Here is a 16,041-nt window from a genome sequence, read left to right as displayed (position 1 = left end):
CCCCTGAGCCGCAGCGCACCCCGGCCCCCGCGTAAACTGACAGGCATGTCCGACCTGCCGCCCGTACGCCCCGCCGCCCCCGAAGCTCCGCGCGCGGACAGCGGTGCCGGCGCTCTTCCGGCGGGCATGCGACCGTCGCTCGACGCGCTCGACGTGCTCGCGTTCCTGACCGAGCTGTTCGCGTTCATCACGCTCGCGGTCTGGGGATTCACGGCGTGGCCGTTCCCGTGGAACATCGTCGCCGGAATCGGCACGCCGCTGATCGCGATCCTCCTGTGGGCCCTGTTCGTCTCGCCGCGCGCCGTATTCGCGGTGCACCCGTTCGTGCGCGCGCTGGTCGAGCTGCTCGTGTACGCGTCCGCGACCATCGTGTGGTGGACCAGCGGCAACGCCTGGATCGGCGTCGCCTACGCGGTCGTCGCCGTCACGGTCGGGCTCGTCGTCGGTCGGCGACGCCTCGCCGCCTAGACGGGAGACCGCGATGACGACCGTCCTGGACCTCCTGCGCGCCGAGCTGGCCGACCGCATCGACACGAACCCGGCCGCCCTCGACGCGGCGCGGGCCGACAAGTCCGGTCACGCCGCCGTCGGCGCACCGGTGGCCATCGTGCACGCGGCATCCGTGGCCGACGTCCAGGCGACCATGCGCATCGCGACGGCGACGCGTACCCCGGTCGTCGTGCGGGGCGCCGGCACGGGCCTCGCGGGCGGCGCGAACGCGGGTGCCGGCGAGATCGTCCTGTCGATGCGCGCGATGGACCGCATCCTCGAGGTGCGCGCCGATGACCTCCTGGCGGTCGTCGAGCCCGGCATCCTCAACGCCGATCTCAACGACGCCCTCGCCGCGCACGGGCTGTGGTGGGCTCCCGACCCGGCGAGCCGCGCCATCTCGACCGTCGGCGGCAACATCGCCACCGGCGCCGGGGGCCTGCTGTGCGCGAAGTACGGTGTCGTGCGCGACGCCGTCCTCGGCGTCGACGTCGTCCTCGCCGACGGGCGCCTGCTGCACCTCGGACACCGCAGCGTCAAGGGCGTGACCGGGCTCGACCTGACGGCCCTCGTGATCGGCTCGGAGGGCACCCTCGGCGTCGTCGTGGGGGCGACCCTGAAGCTGCGCCGCCTCGTTCCCGGGCGCACGCGCACCCTCACAGCGCTGTTCCCCGACGTCCGCGCGGCAGCCGCGGCCGCCTCCGCGGTGACCGCGGCGGGCGCGCAGCCCTCGATCATGGAGCTGATGGATGCCGCGTGCCTCGCCGCCGTCCACCGTCTCCTGTCGCTGCCCGCGCCGCCCGCCGGCGCCGCGCAGCTGACGGTGCAGACCGACGGCCCGTCGGCATCCGACGAGGCCGAGGCGATCGCCGCCACCCTCGTCGCCGCCGGCGGCGAGGTCCGAACGGCCCGCGACGATGCGGACGCCGAGCTGCTGTGGACGATCCGTCGCTCGATGCATCCGGCGATGGAGGCGATGGGCACGACCCTCATCGAGGACGTCTCGGTGCCCCGCAGCGCCCTGCCGGCGATGTTCGACGAGATCGCGCGCATCGAGCGCGAGTACGAACTCGTGATCCCGACGGTCTGCCACGCGGGCGACGGCAACCTGCACCCCAACTTCGTCTTCGACGGCGACGAGGTGCCGGAGGTCGTCTGGCGCGCGGCCGACGATCTGTTCCGCTCGGCGCTGCGCCTCGGCGGCACGCTCACCGGCGAGCACGGTGTCGGCGTCCTCAAACGCCGCTGGCTGGTCGACGAGCTCGGCGACGACCAGTGGGAGCTGCAGCGCCAGATCACCCGCGTGTTCGACCCCCTCGGCATCCTGAACCCGGGCAAGGTCTTCACGCCCTGAGCCGCCCCCCGTTCATCCGTCCCTCGTTGTCGCCATCCGCGCGTGGACGCGACCGCAGGGGACGGATGAACGCCCTGGGCGGCGTCAGAGGCCCTGCCAGGCCGGCTTGTTCGCGAAGGCGTAGCGGTAGTAGTCGGCGTGCTCCAGGCGGGATGCCGCGGCCTCGTCGACCACGACGGTCACGTGCGGGTGCAGCTGGATGGCCGAGCCCGGCAGCGACGACGTCACGGGACCCTCCACGGCACCCGCGACGGCGGCGGCCTTGCCCTCGCCGAACGCGAGCAGGAAGAGGTGCCGAGCGGAGAGGATCGTGCCGAGCCCCTGCGTGATGCAGTGCATCGGCACGTCGTCGACCGAGTCGAAGAAGCGCGCGTTGTCGCGCCGCGTCTGCTCGATGAGGGTCTTCACGCGCGTACGCGAGGCGAACGAGGACCCGGGCTCGTTGAAGCCGATGTGGCCCGACGTGCCGATCCCGAGGATCTGCAGGTCGATGCCGCCCGCATCGGCGATCGCCCGCTCGTAGTCGTCGCCCGCGTGCGCGATGGTCGCGAGGTCGCCGTTGGGGGTGTGGATGCGGTCGGGATCGAGCCCGAGCGGCTCCACGACCTCCTTCGTGATCACGGAGCGGTAGCTCTCGGGATGCCGCGGGTCGATGCCCACGTACTCGTCGAGCGCGAACCCGCGCACCCGCGAGACGTCGACGCCCTCCAGCCGGGGACGCAGGGCCTCGTACACGGGCAGCGGGGTCGAGCCGGTCGCGAGGCCCAGCACGGCGTCGGGCCGCGCCGCGATCAGGCGCACGATCTCGTCGGCGACGAGGGCGCCCGCGTCGGCGGCGGACGGGACGATGACGACTTCAGCCATGGAAGACAGCCTCCTGCTCAGAGTCGGCGCCGACGATCGCGGCGCCCAGGGCCGCCGCCGGAGAACCGGGCGGCAGCAGGTCGACGCGCTCGCTCAGTCGCAGCGAGCGCAGGAACGGGGATGCGGCGGCGCTCTCCTCGAGCTCGGTCAGCACAGGCCTCAGCATACGGTCGCCGAGCGCGGTGACGCCTCCCCCCAGCACGACGGCGTCCACGTCGCCGGCGAGCACGATCACGCGGATCGCCGAAGCGACGCCGTAGGCGAGACCGCGGCGGAGCGCGATCGCCTCGGCATCCCCCGCGTCGGCGGCGTCGAAGATGTCGCGCACCGGCAGGGCGCCGGGACGCGCCCAGCGTTCGGCGACGGCCGCGCCGCCGCTGAACGCCTCGATGCAGCCGCGCTGACCGCAGCGGCAGAGCGGGCCGGCCGGGTCGACGGAGATGTGGCCGACCTCCCCCGCCGATCCGTGCACGCCACGCCAGAGGCGCCCGCCGCGCACGAAGCCGGCGGCGATCCCCGTCCCGAGGTTGAGATACGCCATCGCGCTCGATCCGGCGGCGCCGTGCAACGCGTACGCACCGACGGCCGCCGCCTTCACGTCGTTCTCCGCGCGCACGGGGATGCCGAGGCGCGGCCCGATCGCGAGTGCGAGGTCGAGCTCGTCGATGCCGAGGTTGACGGCGTGCGTGACCGTGGACCCGCCGGGGGCCACCTGCCCGGGCATGCCGACGCCGATCGAGCTGAACACCGACGCGGGACGGCCCACGGCATCCGCCAGCTCGTCGACCATCGTGAGGATCGTCGCGACGACGGCATCCGCTCCCCACCCGGTCGGACGTCGCAGGCGCGCGAGGATGTGCTCGCCGCGGTCCCCGCCGCCGGACGCGACGACCACGGCGTCGGTCTTGGTGCCCCCGACGTCGAATCCGAGTCGCATCAGCCCTTCACCGCTCCCGACACCAGGCCGCTCGTCATCTTGCCCTGCACGATGAGGAAGAAGACGATGACCGGGATCGCCATGAGGGTCGATCCGGCCATGACGACCGCCCAGTCGGTGGCCTTCGTCGCCTGCACGAAGCTGCGCAGCCAGATCGGCAACGTCTGCGACTCGGGGCGGGTCATGATGACGAGGGCGAAGATGAACTCGTTCCACGCCTGGATGAAGGCGAAGATGCCGGTCGAGACGAGCCCCGGTGCCAGGAGCGGAAAGGTCACCCGCCAGAAGGCCTGCGTGCGGCTGCAGCCGTCGATCATCGCCGCCTCCTCGAGGTCGGCGGGGATGCCGTTGACGAAGCCGCGCAGCGTCCAGATCGTGAACGGCAGCACCATCGCGATGTACACGGCCGACAGGCCGATCACCGTGTTGAGCAGGTGCCAGCCGTCGAGCACGCGGAAGGTCGAGATGATCATCGCCTCGGCCGGGATCATCTGGATCACGAGGATCGCCACGATGAAGCTCTTGCGCGAGCGGAACCGGTAGCGCGACACGGCGATCGAGGCGAGGAATGCGAACACCAGCGCGGCGACGACGGTGAGCAGCGTCACCGCCAGCGACACCCACAGCGCCGGTACGAACCCGCCCTCCCACGCCGCCTGGAAGCTGCGCAGCGTGAACTGGTCGGGCCAGAAGTGCGGGGTCTCGCTCTTGACCGCCGACCCCGGGAGGAAGGCCGTGTTGACCATCCAGTACACCGGGAAGACCGAGCAGACGAAGACGACGACGGCGGCGAGGTTCAGGAAGACGCGCCCGGTGGCGCGCCTCGTGCGGGCGCTCATCAGTCGTCCTCCGAGGTCAGCATGGTGCGGATGTAGTAGGCGGAGATGGCGAGCAGCACGATGACGAGGATCACCGAGATCGCCCCTCCCGAGCCCAGGTCGCCGGTCGCCATCGAGACGCTGTAGATGTAGACGCCGATGGTGTTGGTGTCGGCACGGATGCCGCCGACGGTCTGCAGCGCGTAGATCTGTGCGAACACGCGGAGATCCCAGATGACCTGGAGGATCAACAGGACCACCAGGATCGAGCGGATGTACGGGACGACGATGTACCGGAAGCGCTGCCAGGCGCTCGAACCGTCGAGGGATGCCGCCTCCAGCACCTCGTCGGGCACCTGCGAGAGCCCCGCGTACGTCGAGAAGGCGACGAACGGGATCGCGCCCCACGTGATGATGATGGCCGCGACGCCGAAGAAGCTGAGCGGATCGGACAGCCAGCTGTGACCGATCCAGTTCTGCCCGGTGATCCGGGTGAGCACGTAGTTGACGAGGCCGTAGGACGTGTCGAAGATCCAGCCCCACACGATCGTGCCCGTGAGCGCGGGCATCGCCCACGCCAGCAGCAGCCCGACCGACACGACCGTGCGCATCACCCGTCCGAGCGACTTCATCATGAGCGCGATCGCGACGCCCAGGACCATCGTGGCCGCGGCGCAGACGATCATCAGGCCGAAGCTGCGGCCCAGCACGACCCAGAACTGCGCGTCGGTGAGCACCCGCACGTAGTTGTCGAACCAGACGAACTCGGCGGGCTTGCCGAAGATCTGCTCGCGCCCGTACTTCTGGAACGACATGACGATCAGCTGTAGCAGGGGCCAGCCGATGAAGACGGCGAGCATCACGAGTGCGGGCAGCAGCAGCGCGAGCGGTGTGCGGTCCCGGCGACGGCGCCGGCGCGGCGCGGGCGCGGACGGGCGGTCGGTCTCGGGAGAGCGACGGGAGATCAGCGTGGTGGCCATCGCCGGGTCTCCTTTCGTGGTGGTGATGAGGGGCGTTTCGACGCGCTGCGCTCGCTCAACGACCGGGGAGGCGATGCCCCCACCGGTCGTTGAGCGCGGAGCGCAGCGACGAGTCGAAACGCCGGCGAGTCGAAGCGGACTCAGCCGTTGAGGATGGCGTCGATCTGCTCGTCCAGCGCGGTGGCGAGCGTCTTGACGTCGCCGCCGGCGGCGACCTGGACGAAGAAGTCCTGCAGCAGGCCCTTCGCCTCGACATCCGCCCACTTCGGGGAGGCGGGGGTCAGCTTGGCGTTCGCCGCGGCATCCGCGATGATCTTCGCGAGCTCCGGGGTGGCCGCCGCGACCTCGCCGCCCAGCGACTTCTTGGCGGGCACGAGACCGGCCTTGGCCAGGATCGACTGGTACTCGTCGCTGAGCATGATCTCCAGCGCGCTCTTGGCGAGCTCCGGGTTGGCCGACTTCGCCGCGATCCCGATGTTCGAGCCGCCGGCGAAGACCTTCGCCGCGCCGCCGTCCTTGCCGGGGAGCGCGTAGTAGCCGACGGTCTTGCTCAGCGCCGTCTCGGCCTTGTCCTCATCGGCGACGATCGACCAGTACGCCCAGCTCGGCGCCGACAGCGTGGCGGCCTTCTCGGTGCGGAAGGGCACCCACGCCTCGGTCTCGTCGCCGTCCTTCGGGGCGAGGGAGGCCTTCGTCATGAGCTGCTGCACCTGCTCGATGCCCTTGACCGACGCGTCACTGGACATCTGCGCCTCCCACTTGCCGTCCTTCTGCACGGCGACCTCGCCGCCGTTCTCCCAGATGAACGGGAGGGCGTTGTACCAGTCCTTGCCGGGGAAGTAGACGCCGGAGACGCCGGGGAGCGCCTGCGCGAGCTTCTCGCCGCCCGCGACGTACTCGTCGAGGGTCGTCGGCACCTGCACACCCGCCGTGGCGTACTGGGTGGTGTTGTAGAAGACGATGCGGGCGCCCGAGTAGTACGGCGCCGCGTAGAGCTTGCCGTCCCACGAGCCGGCCTCGACGAATCCGGGCAGGAGGTCGTCCCCGCCGATCTGATCCTTGATGTCGGAGATGTCCAGGAGTGCACCGCTGGAGGTGAAGGCGGCCGCCTGCGTGTTGCCCATCTCGACGATGTCGGGGGTGTCGTTGGACGACAGGCTCGTGGTCAGCTTGTCGACGAGCCCGGTCCACTGCTGCTCCTCGATGACGAGCGTCGAGCCGGGGTTGTCGGCTTCGAACGTCTTCTTGAGGTAGTCGCGGGCGTCCTGAGGCGTGTCGGTGCCGACGAGCCAGACCCGCAGCTGCGCCGCTGCAGGCGTGCCCGAGGCGTCGGTGCCGCCCGAGCTTCCGCCCGCGCAGCCGGCGAGAACGACAGCCGAAGCGCCGAGGAGCGCGAGGGCTCCGAGCTTCTTGTTCATGGTGTCTTCCTTTGTCTCTCTTGGTGGTATCGGGGCACGGTGACCCATCCGTGGATGAGGGGTCAGGACACCCCGAGTTGTCCTGACAGGACCATGACGGCCGCACCGCGGAGGACGATGTCCTCCCCCTGCGCCGTCATCCGCACCTGCACGCCGTCGTGGAACTCGGCGAGCGTCCGGGTGCGCAGTGTCTCGACGGTCGCGGTCGCGAGGGGTCCGTCGAGAAGTTCTGGGATGCCGGAGAGCACGATCTCCGACAGGTCGAGCACGCCCACGATGGGGGCGAGTGCGATGCCGAGACGCGCACCGGCGTCGCGGAGCACGGCGTCGCGGTCCGCGTCGGGCTCCGCGAGCCGCGCCTCGAGGGCGGGTACCGACAGCCACGACTCGAGGCAGCCGATCTTGCCGCAGACGCAGCGCGGCCCGCCGTCGGTGCCGACCGTGACGTGGCCGATCTCGCCCGCGGCGAAGCGAGAGCCGCGCATGGGCTGTCCGCCGGCGAGCAGCCCCGAGCCGACGCCGCGGCCGACGCGAACGAGGAGCACGTCGTCGGCGGCGCCGCCGAAGGTGTACTCGGCGAGGACGGCCGCGTTGGCGTCGTTGGCCACGAGCACGGGAAGTCCGAGCTCGGCTCGCAGCACCCCTTCGAGGTCGACGTCGTGCCAGCCGAGGTTCGGCGCCGTGAGCACGACGCCGCGGTCGTCGACGATGCCGGGACTGCCGACGCCGATGCCGAGGACGGGAGCGTGCGCATCCGCGACCAGGCGTCGGGCGAGATCGATGACGACGGCGAGGATGTCGGCGGGATCGGCGGGCACGTCGACGTCGAGGCGCGCGACGATCTCGCCGTCGAGGGTGAGCACGGCGCCGAGGAAGCGGTCGGTGCCGGAGAGGTCGAGCCCGACGATGCGGTGCCCCTCGCGGTCGAGGTCGACGAGGATCGCGGGCTTGCCCGGACCGGTCACCTCGCGCAGGCCGCGTTCGGCGACGTAGCCGTCGTCGATCAGCTCGGCGACGAGATCCGAGATCGTCACCCGGGTCAGGCCGGTCTCCCGGGAAAGGTCCGCCCGACTCATGGCACCCTGGTGGAAGAGGGTCTGCAGCACGAGGGAGCGGTTGTGCGCGCGAGCGTGCTCCGGCAGGACCTTCGCCGCGTGACGCAGCGCGCGGCCTGCGCTGAACGACCGGCCCGCGAGGGCGGCCGTCTCGGGGGCGGTGCGCTGCGCATCGGATCCGGACATGTTTGTTAGTAGACCTTACGAATCTCCGTTCCGCAAGCGCGGAACGCAATTCGGCAGGACCGTTTACAAAACCGTTACATTGCCCGTCGCGGGCGATCACAGGAGGAGAGACATGACCGCCATGCCGCCGCGCCACCGCGCCCCGCTCGCCGCCGTGATCCTCGCCGGCGCTCTGGCCCTCGCCGGCTGCGCGGCATCCTCCCCCGCCCCCACGCCGTCCGACGGCGACACGCAGACCGTCGCGGAGGCGTGCGACACCGTGCGCGCCGGCGTCGAGGATGCCGCGGCCCAGCTGCAGGCGCTCGACCCCGGCGACCCGCGCGCCGCGGTCGACGCGCTCGGCGGGGTCGCGGAACGGCTCGGCGCCGCCGCCGGAACCGTCGGCAACCACGAGGTGGCCGCGCTGCTGCCGCCGCTGCAGACCGGGTTCGCCTCGGCATCCGACACCCTCGAGGCGATCGCGGGCGGCGATCTGTCCCGTCTCACGGCCCTGCAGACCACCACCGACGACATCCGGTCTGCGCTGGCCGCGTTCACCCGGATCTGCTCCGGGGGCTGAGCACACGAGCCTCGACGAACGTCTCTGCCGAGCCGGCCGCACCATCCCGTACCATAGGAGGGCGCGGCCGCGCAGAACACGGGGGTGTTGCAAGTGACCGATCCTGGCACGGGGCGAGAGGCGGACCACACGCCCGAGCCCTCGTCGGCGACGCCGACGACCGCCGCGACGGCCGTTCTCGACGGTCCCGTGGACCCGTTCGACGGCGCGGCGCCTCCGTCCGAAGCCCCTCCCGTGCAGTGGGCCCCGGCCGAGCCGGCGCCGAAGAAGAAGCGCCTCTGGCTGTGGATCGGCGTTCCCGTCGGCGCGCTCGCCGTCGGCGTCGTGGCCGCCTCGCTCGTGCTCATCGCCCCCGGCACGGCCGTCGCCGGCGTTCCCGTGGGCTTCCTCACGGCCGGCGCCGCGACCGATGCGATCAGTCAGCGGCTCGGCGCCACCACGCTCGTTCTGGGAGAGGGCGGGCCCACCGTGACGGGCGCTCAGCTCGGTGCGACGGTCGACGCCCGCGCGCTCGCCGACGCCGCCTTCGACGAACGCCCCCTGTGGAATGTGACGCAGTGGTTCGGCGACGCCGTCGATGCCCCCCTGACCCTGGATGCCGAGAAGGCCACCGCGGCGCTGCGCGCGGCCCTCCCCGGAAGCTTCGTCGACCCCGTCCCCGCGGGGGTCGCGTTCGCCGGCAGCGCCTACACCGTCACGCCCGCCGTCGACGGCACGGGTCTCGACCTCGACGCCATCAGCGCGGCGCTCCACGACGCGTTCGTCTCGGGGCAGAGTTCCGTGGTCGTCCCGACGACGACGGTCCCGGTCGCCGCACCCGCCTCGACCGAGAAGGCGCAGGCCGCCGCCGACCAGCTCAACGGCATGCTGCAGACCATCGGCTTCTACGTCGGCGACGAGCGCACCGTGCCGGTCGACGCCGCGACCGCCGCGTCGTGGCTCACCGTGACCCCCGACGCCGCGGGGAGCTTCGCGATCACCGCGGACGCCGACAAGATCCAGGCCGCCGTGTCGGGCCTCGCCGCCCTCGTCGACCGCGCGCCGGCGAACGGCACGGTGATCACCAACTCCGACGGCACCGTGCTCGACACCAGCGTGCCCGGCGCCGACGGCCGCACGCTCGGCGACACCAGCGGCGTCGCACAGGAGTTCGCGACGCAGCTCGCTTCGGGCAAGGCGGCGTTCGCCCTCCCGGTGACGGTGACCCCGGCATCCACGACGACGCTGCAGCGCCTGCTCGAGGTGAACCTCAGCGAGCAGATGCTCTACCTGAAGGAGAACGGCGCGGTCGTCGACTCGTGGCCGATCTCCAGCGGACTGCCGGCGTCTCCCACCTACACGGGGCACTTCCGCATCAACAGCCACATCCGCTCGCAGACGATGACGAGCACCGACCCGAACAACCCGTACTGGAACTACGACGTGCCCAACGTCGAGTGGGTCATGTACTTCAACGGCGACGAGGCCTTCCACGGCGTGTACTGGCACAACAACTTCGGCACGCCGCAGAGCCACGGCTGCGTCGGCATGCCCAACTATCGCGCGAAGCAGATCTACGACTGGTCCCCGACCGGCGTGGACGTGTGGATCCACGACTGAGCCCGCGCCCGCCGCGTTTCGACTCCTCGCTGCGCTCGTCGCTCAACGACCGGGGTGGGCCGCGCTCTCACCGGTCGTTGAGCGAGGCGCGGGCATCGCACTCCCACCGGTCGTTGAGCGAGGCGCGAAGCGCCGAGCTGACCGGGCGCCGCAGTCTCACCGGTCGTCGAGCGAGGCGCGGCTACCGCGCTCTCACCGGTCGTTGAGCGAGGCGCGAAGCGCCGAGTCGAAACGCCCCACGCCGGCAACGCCGAAGGCGCGGGCCGCAGCCCGCGCCTTCGGTGAGGATCACAGCGCGTCGATGACCGCGTTCAGCGTCGCCGACGGACGCATGACGGCGGTGACCTTCGCCACGTCGGGGTGGTAGTAGCCGCCGATGTCGACGGGGTGCCCCTGCACACCGTTGAGCTCGGCCACGATCTCCTGCTCCGCCGCCGCGAGCTTCTCGGCCACGGGCGCGAACGCGGCCGCGAGCTCGGCATCCGCGCTCTGGCGCGCCAGCTCCTGGGCCCAGTACAGACCGAGGTAGAAGTGGCTGCCGCGGTTGTCGATCGTGCCGAGCGAGCGCCCCGGCGAGCGGTCCTCCTCGAGGAACGTGCCGGTCGCGGCATCCAGCGTGTCCGCGAGCACCTTGGCCTTCGCGTTGCCGGTGAACTCGGCGAGGTGCTCGAAGGATGCCGCGAGCGCGAAGAACTCGCCGAGCGAGTCCCACCGCAGGTAGTCCTCTTCGAGGAGCTGCTGCACGTGCTTGGGGGCCGAGCCGCCCGCGCCGGTCTCGAAGAGTCCGCCGCCGGCGAGCAGCGGGACGATCGAGAGCATCTTGGCCGACGTGCCGACCTCGAGGATCGGGAAGAGGTCGGTCAGGTAGTCGCGCAGCACGTTGCCCGTCACCGAGATCGTGTCCTCGCCCTTGCGCAGGCGCGCGAGCGTGTACCGCGTCGCCTCCTCGGGCGGGAGGATGACGATCGTGATGTCACCGGTGTCGAGCGTCGCGAGCGCCTGGTGCACCTTGCCGATGAGCTGGGCGTCGTGGGCGCGGTTGACGTCGAGCCAGAAGACGGCGGGCACGCCGGTGGCGCGGGCGCGGGAGACGGCCAGGCGCACCCAGTCCATGATCGCGATGTGCTTCGCCTGGGTCGCGCGCCAGATGTCGCCCTTCTCGACGTGGTGCTCGATGAGCACGGTGCCGGCGGAGTCGAGCACCTCGACGACGCCGTCCGCCGGGATCTCGAAGGTCTTGTCGTGGCTGCCGTACTCCTCGGCGGCCTGGGCCATGAGGCCGACGTTCGGCACGGTGCCGATGGTCGCGGGGTCGAGCGGGCCGTTCGCGATCACGTCGTCGATGACGGCCTGGTAGACGCCGGCGTACGAGGAGTCGGGGATGACGGCGATGGTGTCGTCCTCGGCGCCGTCGACCCCCCACAGCTTTCCGCCGTTGCGCACGAGGGCGGGCATCGAGGCGTCGACGATGACGTCGGACGGCACGTGCAGGTTGGTGATGCCCTTGTCGCTGTTGACGTAGCTGAGACGGGGGCCCGACGCGAGGTCCTGCGCGATGCGGGCGGAGATCGCGTCGCCGTCGGCGAGGTCGCCCAGCCCGGCGAGGATCGACCCGAGGCCGTTGTTGCCGTCGAGACCGGCGGCCGAGAGCTGCGCGCCGTAGGTGTCGAAGACGTCGGCGAAGAACGCGCGAACGACGTGGCCGAAGATGATGGGGTCGCTGACCTTCATCATCGTGGCCTTCAGGTGCACGGAGTACAGCACGTTCTCCGCCTTGGCCTGCGCGATGGTGTCGGCGAGGAAGGCGTCGAGCGCCTTGGCCGAGAGGAAGGTGGCGTCGACGACCTCGCGCGGCAGCACCTTGAGGCCGTCCTTGAGAACGGTGACGGTGCCGTCGACGGCGGTGTGACGGATGCTGAGGACGTCGTCGTGGGCGGCGATCCAGCTCTTCTCGTTGCTCTTGAAGTCGTCGTGGCCCATGGTGGCGACGCGGGTCTTGGACCCGGCGGCGAAGGGCTTGTTGCGGTGGGGGTGCTTCTTCGCGTAGTTCTTGACCGCCAGCGGCGCGCGGCGGTCGCTGTTGCCCTCGCGCAGCACGGGGTTCACGGCCGATCCCTTGATGCGGTCGTAGCGGGCGCGGATGTCCTTCTCCTCCACCGTGACGGCGTCGTCCGGGTAGTCGGGGATGTCGTAGCCCTGCGACTGGAGCTCGGCGATCGCGGCCTTCAGCTGCGGGATGGATGCCGAGATGTTCGGCAGCTTGATGATGTTCGCCTCGGGCAGGGTGGCGAGACCGCCCAGCTCGGCGAGCGCGTCGCCCACCTGCTGCTCGGGCGAGAGACGCTGCGGGAAGGCGGCGAGGATGCGGCCCGCGAGGGAGATGTCGCGGGTGTCGATCTCGACGCCCGCCTGCCCCGCGAAAGCCTTCACGATCGGCAGAAAAGAGGCCGTCGCCAGCGCCGGCGCCTCGTCGGTGTGCGTGTAGATGATGGTGGACTCGGGCACGTGTGATCTCTCCGTCGTGAGCGTCGTCGTGGGCGTCGTGGTGAGCGTCGCGGGGTCACCCACCAGGCTATCGCATCACCGGAATATATCTTGACGTCAAGATATCTCCGCCCCCGCTGCCGTGTTGGCGTTTTCTCACCGTTCGGAGGGTGCCGACCATGACCGCGCGCGAGGTAGCCTGATCACATGACCGAGCTGCGCCTCGAGGAACTGTCGGCCGCCACCATCGTGGCGGTGAACACCATGTCGCTCAAGCCGGGTCAGGAGCAGTACCTCGCCCCCACGAGCTACGCCGTCGCCGGGACCGTGGCCAATCCGAGCACCGCGTGGCAGCGGGTGGTGCTCGACGGCGACGAGGTCGTCGGCTTCGTCAGCGCGAACTTCGATCCCGACGCGCTGCACGAGCACTTCCGCTCCGTGCTCTGGCGCATCAACGTCGACGCCGACGACCAGGGCCGGGGCGTCGGCCGCTTCGCGGTCGAGCAGCTTCTCGAGGAGGCCCGCGCCCGCGGAATGGACCACGTGCACGTGATCTACGAAGAGGGCCAGGGCGGCCCCGACGCCTTCTTCCGTCGCGTGGGGTTCACTCCGGTCGATGAGACCGAGTTCGGCGAGGTCGTCGCCGAGATCCGCCTGTAGGCGCCCGCGTCGTTCGCACGTCACCGTTTGTTGCCAATATCCACAAACCTCTTGCGTCGATGACGCGGAGGGCTCTATCGTGATCTCCAGCTTCGCTCGAAGCGCTTCGATACGACAGAGGAGTCGGCATGGCACGCATCGACGAGGTGGCTGCGGCCGCCGGCGTGTCCATCAGCACCGTGTCCTACGCGCTGAGCGGCAAGCGCCCCATCTCCCCTGACACGCGCCGCCGCGTCATCGACGCCGCACACCGGCTCGGGTACGCCCCGAACGCCGGAGCCCGCATGCTGGCGGGTCGCCTCACCCATATCTTCGCCCTCACCGAGCCGCTGCGACGCGAGACCCACGCGCCGACGCACATGTCCTTCGTGCTGGCGGCGGCCGTCGCGGCGCGCCGCCACGACTACGACATCCTGCTCCTCACCGACCAGCAGGCCTCGGCCGGCATGCAGCGGGTGACGGCCTCGGGTCTCGTCGACGCGATCCTCGTGCTCGACGTCGCACCCGACGACGAGCGGGTCGCCATCGCCCGCTCGATCACCACGCCGACGGTGTTCATCGGCATCCCCGACGACCACGAGGGCCTGGACTGCGTCGACCTCGATTTCGAGGCGGCCGCACGACTCGCCGTCGACCGCGTGGCCGACGCGGGCCACCGCCGCATCGCCCTCATCGGCCAGCCGGCGAGCACCTACCGACTGTCCAACTTCCCTCCCCGCGTCCGCCGCGCCGTCGCCGAGCACGCGGCGCACCGGGCGCTCGAGCACTCGTTCGCGACGACGGGCGAGGTCGTCACGGATGCCGACGCGGTGCGCGCGGCCGTGAACGACGCGCTCGACGCCGGTGCGACCGCACTGCTGCTGCACGGCGTCGACGACATGCACGCCGCAGTGCTCGCCGCCCTCGCCGAGCGCGGGGCGGAGGTGGGCGCGGACGTCTCGATCGTCTCGATCGCGGCATCCTTCGACACCACGAAGCTGCCGACCCAGCTCGACACCATCCCGCTGATCCCCGAGGCGTCGTGCGATCTCGCCGTCGACCTCGCGCTGGCGCGGATCGACGACCCGCGCCGGCCCGCCGGCATCCACCTGCTCGCACCCGTGTTCCGCGACGCGGGCTCGGTGACGACTCCCCCGCACGCGTAACCGCTTCCTCGGAAGCGCTTTCGTTCGCCGTTCATCGAAGCGCTTCGACAGACTTCACCTCCTGACCCGCAACTGAACACCGGCAACTGAACACCGCAATCACAGACCGGGCCGATGGCGGCCCACCGAAAGGAGTGCCGACGATGGCACGAATCACAGGGCGGACGCGGGCACTGACCGCCGCCGTCATCCTCACCGCCGCGGCGCTGAGCATCAGCGCCTGCTCCTCCTCCGGCGACACCGGCACAGGCAGCACCGACGGCGCCGGCCAGACCCTCAAGCTCTGGCACTACGAGGGCGCCGACAGCGCGATGGGCAAGGCCTGGGCCGAGGCCATCGACGTCTTCGAGAAGGAGACCGGCGCCAAGGTCGAGTTCGAGGAGAAGTCGTTCGAGCAGATCCAGAAGACGGCCAGCCAGGTGCTCGACACGGATGCCGCGCCCGACGTCATGGAGTTCAACAAGGGCAACGCGACCGCCGGCTTCCTCGCGTCGACGGGACTGATCAGCGACATCTCCGACGCCGTGGCGAAGTACGGGTGGGCCGACAAGCTCGCTCCCTCGCTGCAGACGACCGCGAAGTACACCGACAAGGGCGTCATGGGCGGCGACACCTGGTACGGCGTGCCCAACTACGGCGAGTTCGTCGGCGTCTACTACAACAAGGACGCCTTCGCCGCGGCGGGGCTGGAGATCCCCACCACGTACGACGAGTTCGTCAAGGTGCTCGACGCGTTCGTGGCGAAGGGCATCACCCCGCTCGCCGAGGCCGGCGCGGAGTACCCGCTCGGCCAGCTCTGGTACCAGCTGGCGCTGTCCCACGGCGACCGCGACTGGGTGAACGACTACCAGCTCTACAAGAACCCGGTCGACTGGCAGGGCGCCGAGACGACCTACGCCAGCGACACCCTCAAGGACTACGTCGCCAAGGGCTACATCGCCAAGGACGTCTCCTCGATCAAGGCCGAGGATGCCGGGGTGTCCTTCATCAACGGCACCTCCCCCATCTTCGTGTCGGGCTCGTGGTGGTACGGACGCTTCACCGAGCAGGCCACCGGGTTCGACTGGACGATGCAGGCCTTCCCGGGCTCGAAGCTGTCGCTCGGCTCTTCGGGCAATCTGTGGGTGGTTCCGGAGAACGCGAAGAACAAGGACCTCGCCTACACGTTCATCGACATCACGATGCGACCGGAGATCCAGGCGATCATCGGCAACAACGGCGGCCTGCCCGTCGCGGCCGACCCGAAGGACATCACCGACCCGAAGAGCCAGGAGCTCATCTCGGTCTTCAACGGCGTCCTCGACCAGGACGGCCTCTCCTTCTACCCCGACTGGCCGGCTCCGGGCTTCTACGACGTGATCGTCCAGCAGCTCCAGGGCCTCGTCACCGGAACGCAGGATGCCGCGACCACCAACGCGAACCTCGGCAAGGCCTACGACGAGGGCACCGCGGACTACCGCTGACCGACCGGTGGGGGCGGCCTCGTGCCGCCC

At 70.6% G+C, this 16,041-nt stretch carries 14 protein-coding genes; 7 read left to right on the top strand and 7 right to left on the bottom strand.

Annotated elements, in window-relative coordinates; all coding sequences use genetic code 11:
* Positions 1-45 precede the first annotated feature (45 nt).
* Both AC1Q49_RS14710 and AC1Q49_RS14705 read left to right on the top strand, forming a co-directional pair.
* Positions 46-468: a YrdB family protein gene (locus tag AC1Q49_RS14710; protein WP_191009004.1), complete on the top strand. Its 423-nt coding sequence runs from the start codon at positions 46-48 to the stop codon at positions 466-468.
* A 13-nt stretch (positions 469-481) separates the two neighbouring features.
* Entirely contained in the window at positions 482-1,843 is a 1,362-nt protein-coding gene (locus AC1Q49_RS14705) for an FAD-binding oxidoreductase (protein WP_492493055.1), read from the top strand.
* An 84-nt stretch (positions 1,844-1,927) separates the two neighbouring features.
* Here the strand turns inward: AC1Q49_RS14705 and AC1Q49_RS14700 are convergent, their stop codons facing one another.
* The 6 genes from AC1Q49_RS14700 to AC1Q49_RS14675 form a co-directional block, all read right to left on the bottom strand.
* Complete coding sequence (locus AC1Q49_RS14700; RefSeq protein WP_205283400.1) at positions 1,928-2,707, bottom strand: glucosamine-6-phosphate deaminase; 780 nt, start codon at positions 2,705-2,707, stop codon at positions 1,928-1,930.
* Positions 2,700-3,644 (bottom strand): ROK family protein, encoded by a 945-nt coding sequence (locus tag AC1Q49_RS14695; RefSeq protein WP_492493053.1) that lies wholly within the window; start codon positions 3,642-3,644, stop codon positions 2,700-2,702. Before AC1Q49_RS14695 ends, AC1Q49_RS14700 begins: the two co-directional genes overlap by 8 nt.
* Positions 3,644-4,483, bottom strand: a complete 840-nt coding sequence (locus AC1Q49_RS14690; protein WP_060960741.1) for a carbohydrate ABC transporter permease — start codon at positions 4,481-4,483, stop codon at positions 3,644-3,646. The genes AC1Q49_RS14695 and AC1Q49_RS14690 overlap by 1 nt, the downstream gene beginning before the upstream one ends.
* A complete protein-coding gene (locus AC1Q49_RS14685; RefSeq protein WP_060960740.1) occupies positions 4,483-5,442 on the bottom strand; it encodes a carbohydrate ABC transporter permease in 960 nt (319 codons plus the stop codon). Before AC1Q49_RS14685 ends, AC1Q49_RS14690 begins: the two co-directional genes overlap by 1 nt.
* A gap of 140 nt (positions 5,443-5,582) precedes the next feature.
* Complete coding sequence (locus AC1Q49_RS14680) at positions 5,583-6,860, bottom strand: extracellular solute-binding protein (RefSeq protein ID WP_060960739.1); 1,278 nt, start codon at positions 6,858-6,860, stop codon at positions 5,583-5,585.
* Between the two features lie 62 nt (positions 6,861-6,922).
* A complete protein-coding gene (locus AC1Q49_RS14675; protein ID WP_492493050.1) occupies positions 6,923-8,101 on the bottom strand; it encodes an ROK family transcriptional regulator in 1,179 nt (392 codons plus the stop codon).
* A gap of 112 nt (positions 8,102-8,213) precedes the next feature.
* Here AC1Q49_RS14675 and AC1Q49_RS14670 point away from each other — a divergent pair, with 112 nt between their 5' ends.
* Positions 8,214-8,660 (top strand): hypothetical protein, encoded by a 447-nt coding sequence (locus AC1Q49_RS14670; RefSeq protein WP_492493048.1) that lies wholly within the window; start codon positions 8,214-8,216, stop codon positions 8,658-8,660.
* A gap of 93 nt (positions 8,661-8,753) precedes the next feature.
* Positions 8,754-10,259, top strand: coding sequence for a L,D-transpeptidase family protein (locus AC1Q49_RS14665; RefSeq protein WP_492493046.1), 1,506 nt, complete (start codon positions 8,754-8,756; stop codon positions 10,257-10,259).
* A 288-nt stretch (positions 10,260-10,547) separates the two neighbouring features.
* Here AC1Q49_RS14665 and AC1Q49_RS14660 read toward each other — a convergent pair whose 3' ends face one another.
* Positions 10,548-12,764 (bottom strand): NADP-dependent isocitrate dehydrogenase, encoded by a 2,217-nt coding sequence (locus tag AC1Q49_RS14660; protein WP_492493057.1) that lies wholly within the window; start codon positions 12,762-12,764, stop codon positions 10,548-10,550.
* 186 nt (positions 12,765-12,950) lie between these two features.
* Between AC1Q49_RS14660 and AC1Q49_RS14655 the strand changes: the two genes are divergently transcribed.
* The 3 genes from AC1Q49_RS14655 to AC1Q49_RS14645 all read left to right on the top strand — a co-directional run bounded on the left by AC1Q49_RS14655 (position 12,951) and on the right by AC1Q49_RS14645 (position 16,011).
* A complete protein-coding gene (locus tag AC1Q49_RS14655) occupies positions 12,951-13,403 on the top strand; it encodes a GNAT family N-acetyltransferase (protein ID WP_060960738.1) in 453 nt (150 codons plus the stop codon).
* 128 nt (positions 13,404-13,531) lie between these two features.
* Positions 13,532-14,548 carry a LacI family DNA-binding transcriptional regulator gene (locus AC1Q49_RS14650; protein ID WP_492493043.1) on the top strand — a complete coding sequence of 339 codons (1,017 nt, stop codon included), beginning with the start codon at positions 13,532-13,534 and terminating at the stop codon, positions 14,546-14,548.
* Between the two features lie 143 nt (positions 14,549-14,691).
* Positions 14,692-16,011, top strand: coding sequence for an ABC transporter substrate-binding protein (locus tag AC1Q49_RS14645; RefSeq protein ID WP_060960736.1), 1,320 nt, complete (start codon positions 14,692-14,694; stop codon positions 16,009-16,011).
* Positions 16,012-16,041: the final 30 nt, after the last annotated feature.

This window comes from Microbacterium sp. MPR-TSA4 (assembly GCF_058792815.1).
The sequence above is the reverse complement of the archived record's forward strand: the minus strand, read 5'-3'. Positions and strand labels throughout refer to the sequence as shown.